Source organism: Lysinibacillus sp. NPDC059133, assembly GCF_042755925.1.
Classification (GTDB): Bacteria; Bacillota; Bacilli; order Bacillales_A; family Planococcaceae; genus Lysinibacillus.
Genome location: NZ_JBHZDH010000109.1, coordinates 1 through 4185, shown reverse-complemented (window position 1 = coordinate 4185; position 4185 = coordinate 1). Strand labels below are relative to the sequence as shown.

The following is a 4185-nucleotide window of genomic DNA, read 5'->3' as shown; positions in this document are numbered from 1 at the left end:
CTGGAATGGCGAATTAGGGTGAAAGAAATCCTGATGTTTCATTGGGACATAAATCATTCAACGACTGTATAATTTTGGTTAATCAACACGTGTGATAAAAATTATGTTTACTCCTCTAAAAATAGGGAAAAGAAAAAATATTGAGCCAAATTCTATATTTTTGGGAGGGATTAATAATGGCAAACGAAGAACAGGTGTTGTAATTGCGGGGTTAGCTTTAGCAAAAGCGGGAAAAGTTAGTTCCAATAAAAGAATTAACTCGGGATCATTTATTCTTAAAAGAAGATATTGAAAGACGAAAAAAAGCAGCTAAGAAGTTTTATGCAAAATATCAATCATATGATAAATGAACGAAAAAAGCCTAGGCTAAAACATTGCCTATGACTATTAGCTTTATTTTATTTTTTAGGTGGCCCTAACCTCGTTTGGGTCAAGAATGAAAAAGTCGAGAAAAACATGGAGGTCCTCTTATGAGTATAAAAAATAAACGATTCGCTTACGGAAAAAATCAGTTGCAGTTTGGAGATCTTCGTCTCCCTGAAGGAGAGGGTCCTTATCCAGTTGCAATTGTAATTCATGGTGGATTTTGGAAAAACATTTGGAACCTTGATGCTATAGAACCTGTAGCAAAAGATTTGGCGTCAAGGGGAATAGCTACTTGGAACATTGAATTTCGTCGAGTTGGAGATGAGGGTGGAGGATGGCCTGGTACATTTATTGATGTTGCAAATGCAGCCGATTTTTTACAACAAATAGCAGAAGAAAATCATCTTGATTTAAGCAGGGTTATTGCTATTGGACATTCTGCAGGAGGGCATCTAGCTTTATGGTTAGCCGGTCGTAAAAAACTACCAGAAAGTAGTGTTTTAAGAACTACTGATCAACCACTTTCTCTTAAAGGATCGATAAGCTTAGCAGGGGTTAACGATCTTGCACTCATGGATGATGTTCATCATTTACGTCTATCAGAATTCGGTTTAGCAAATAACTATCCTGTATCTGATTTAGTAGGTGGGTCATCCAAAGAGGTTCCAGAGCGTTATGCGCAAGCTTCTCCAATTCAGTTATTACCCCTTCAGGTTCCACAAGTTCTTATTCACGGTTCTCTCGACATCAATGTGCCAATCGGAATTAGTTATAATTACAAACGTGTAGCAGATGCTTCTGGGGATCAGGTAAAAATGGTGGAGATCCCATCCGCTGAGCACTTTAAAGTGATTGACCCCAACGCCGAAGAATGGTCAGATATTCTTACAGAAGTTACTAATTTATTGGATATCGTACTATAGTAAAAATCATAGAATCGCTTTAGGCAATTATTATTTTTTTTTCAAACAACGTGCATTTCATGGGTGAAGGGCATTACAGTATCTATTTCACGATGATGTGATAATTGGGTACTCAGAAAATTTTCTAGAAAATGAATTAATTTTAGATACAATACAAATTACTAAAAACCAACATATCACAGTACACCACAACCAGTGCTTAAAACTGTAGATGTATATATCAATAATGTTAAGCAATGTTACAACCCAAGTTCTTATATTAAAAATGAAACAACTTTAGTTCCTATGAAAGCTATTTTTGTATCACTTGGTGCAACTGTTACTTATGACAATGCAACAAAAAAAGTAACTGCATACAAAGATATTAAAAAAGTTGTGATTGGCGTTGGAAATAAAAACGCTTACGTTACTTCAAACGGCGTTACAACTACAATTAAATTAAATCATGCAGCTGAAATTTATAAAGGAACAACTATGGTACCTGTACGTTTTGTAAGTGAAGCACTAGGTGCAGATATTACTTTTGATGACGCTGTATTTATTACAACAAAGTAATTAGTATGATTTGAATGAGGCAGCATCTTTTTTTATTTAGTACTGCTTTTGTAATTTTTTTTTACAACAGTAGAGTCACAGTGCCAAATGAAAAAAGCGAGGTATTCAACGATTTAATCGTTGAATACCTCGCAATGTGAGAAGATATAGACTTTTTCAGTGCCCTCCTCGGAAAGTGTGACTTCTTTATATCCTACATTTCTTTTAGATACTTAAACAATTTCAATATCATCATCTCGAACTAAAATTACTTGAGAATTAGATATCGGAGTCAGTGAAATTTTATTGTTATAATTAGTAATTATCTCGTCAACCATACTACAAAAGTATTCATGTCCAAAATGAGGAACAGGATATGATGAAATCAGATTTAAACCCATAGTTGTTTCTAAATGCGGCGCTTTACTCATTTCATCCATATATTTTACATATTCAATATTAGGTGCCATTATTATTGAACCAGCGGACTCACCTATATATAGCTTACCAGAACCAACTTGTTCAATAATTAATCGATCTATCCCTGACCTTTTTAACTCTTGAAGTAAGAAAAATGTATTGCCTCCAGATACATAAATAAAATCATTTTTCCTCAATATTTCTTCTGCTTCATATTTATCAACTTTTGATATTTCGAATATTTCTACAATCATTCCCAACTCTTCAAAGGCTGTTTTTGCAGAATCTACATAATGTACTTCCTCTTCAACTAAACTTGCAGTTGGAATAAAAGTAACTCTTTTTCCTTCAATGTTGTCTCCGACGAAATCTTTCAAAAAATGACTAGTATCATAAAACGAAGAAGATAAAAACATTTTTTTCATAAAGCGCCTCCTAAAATAAGAACTAACGTTTCTATTTTTATGATAGCAGACTTTTTAAAAAAATCAAACATTAATCTACTTTCCATCCCCCTCTACTTATATATAATAGTGCAAATGGAAGGTTATGGCCGGCTCTTCTTGGAGAATAAGATAACTAATCACAGTTGTCTGTTTTTTACATGTGCTTTTCACGCTATTTTTCCTATAATGGAAATATAGAGGGGGTTACACAATGAAAAAATTAATCTACATAGGAGCCATGTCTGCACTATTACTTTCAGCTTGTGGTGAAGAAAAAGCTGAAGAAACAGATAAGGCTCAGGAAGAATTAGATAAAGCGAAAGAAAAAGAGGCTGAACACGCTAATAAAGAGGAAGAACGAAAAGCTAAAGAAGCTGAGGAAAAGGCTCTTTCTGAACAGAAAACAAAAGAGGAAACTAGAGACATAACAGAGAAAAAAATTTCCGCAGATGAAGCAAAAAGAATACTTGAGTATTCCGGTATGGGTGAGAACGATAAATTAATTAGTTTAACCGTCGAAAATGGCGAGATTAAAGCAATAATAGACTTAGCGCCAAACAAATTCAATTTACCACCAGAAGATATTGCTGTGTCTATGTACAGTCAAGCATCCGATGCGTTACTAGAAGAAGAAGGTTGGAAAACATTAACGATAGAATATGTTGATATTGGGACAGTATCTATGAATATATCTGAAAAACAATCAAATGAACTCGGCATGTATTATTTCCCGGTAGCCATCATAACAGAAAGGTTGAAGCAATAATTTAGCCCACTCAAATGAGTGGCTTTTTTCGGAAAGGAGATACTCAGGTTAGGAAATAAGAAATAATTTCCCGGGTAAGCGCAAGAAATGACAAGCTTAGTCTTATATTCCAGCACCAAGCGACTGATTTTTCATTATCCTTCGCCTGTCGAAAAGTCCAAGCAGGCAATAAAACGAACGTTTGTCGGCACATTGTTCATCCAATTCCACCGCCTAATCTAGTAGATCCTCAATTTCGAATGTAACTTCTAACTTCTTTTTTTCCCGACAGTATTCACACTTATCACATCGTTGTGTTTTTTTACCTCCTAATTTCACTTCTATGATGCTTGGTAGTTTCGTTTGAACGTATTTCTCCTCAAAGTCGAAACGTCCTGAACCGAAGTGTAAAACTACTTTATCTGGTGGTCTCACATTAACTTTCTTGCTGAAGCTGAGGTGGACCAATTACATTATGAATCGTGTCGACCATTAAAACTCAGACACGACAACTAGAATTTACCTTCATGTAACAGGATGCATGCGTGAAAACGCTTCACAAAAAATGCATGCTAATTTCACTGCCCTACTCGATGAGACTGGAAATGATAAACTGCGTAATTGGATTGGGGTACATAATAAAAAGCCACACCTTGTGAAGTGACCCCTAAAAGTTAGACACGGTTATTTCATTAGGCAGCTTGTATAAAATGAGTTCGGTATTGCACCGGACTCATTTTTAATTTTGCCT

6 protein-coding genes are annotated in these 4185 nt (G+C 35.1%); 4 read left to right on the top strand and 2 right to left on the bottom strand.

Annotation, left to right across the window (positions count from 1 at the left end; all coding sequences use genetic code 11):
- The first annotated feature begins 91 nt into the window (after window positions 1–91).
- From ACFXN8_RS26295 to ACFXN8_RS26285, 3 genes are all read left to right on the top strand, one after another.
- Window positions 92–292, top strand: coding sequence for a hypothetical protein (locus ACFXN8_RS26295; RefSeq protein WP_386848306.1), 201 nt, complete (start codon window positions 92–94; stop codon window positions 290–292).
- Window positions 293–470: 178 nt separating this feature from the next.
- Complete coding sequence (locus ACFXN8_RS26290) at window positions 471–1289, top strand: alpha/beta hydrolase family protein (RefSeq protein WP_376073979.1); 819 nt, start codon at window positions 471–473, stop codon at window positions 1287–1289.
- Between the two features lie 195 nt (window positions 1290–1484).
- On the top strand, window positions 1485–1844 hold the full coding sequence (locus ACFXN8_RS26285; protein WP_386848305.1) for a copper amine oxidase N-terminal domain-containing protein: 360 nt from the start codon (window positions 1485–1487) through the stop codon (window positions 1842–1844).
- Between the two features lie 212 nt (window positions 1845–2056).
- Here ACFXN8_RS26285 and ACFXN8_RS26280 read toward each other — a convergent pair whose 3' ends face one another.
- Complete coding sequence (locus ACFXN8_RS26280) at window positions 2057–2668, bottom strand: Type 1 glutamine amidotransferase-like domain-containing protein (RefSeq protein WP_386848304.1); 612 nt, start codon at window positions 2666–2668, stop codon at window positions 2057–2059.
- A gap of 232 nt (window positions 2669–2900) precedes the next feature.
- On the opposite strand from ACFXN8_RS26280, the gene ACFXN8_RS26275 reads away from it, so the two are divergent.
- Complete coding sequence (locus ACFXN8_RS26275; protein WP_386848303.1) at window positions 2901–3455, top strand: hypothetical protein; 555 nt, start codon at window positions 2901–2903, stop codon at window positions 3453–3455.
- 213 nt (window positions 3456–3668) lie between these two features.
- On the opposite strand, the gene ACFXN8_RS26270 is transcribed toward ACFXN8_RS26275, so the two are convergent.
- Window positions 3669–3869, bottom strand: coding sequence for a PD-(D/E)XK nuclease-like domain-containing protein (locus tag ACFXN8_RS26270; protein WP_376073983.1), 201 nt, complete (start codon window positions 3867–3869; stop codon window positions 3669–3671).
- Between the last annotated feature and the right edge of the window lie 316 nt (window positions 3870–4185).

What these genes read in the sequence shown, in the direction of transcription:
- ACFXN8_RS26290 (WP_376073979.1), top strand. Translation starts at nt 471, where the DNA reads ATGAGTATAAAAAATAAACGATTCGCTTACGGAAAAAATCAGTTGCAG.
- ACFXN8_RS26280 (WP_386848304.1), bottom strand. Translation starts at nt 2,668, where the DNA reads ATGAAAAAAATGTTTTTATCTTCTTCGTTTTATGATACTAGTCATTTT.
- ACFXN8_RS26275 (WP_386848303.1), top strand. Translation starts at nt 2,901, where the DNA reads ATGAAAAAATTAATCTACATAGGAGCCATGTCTGCACTATTACTTTCA.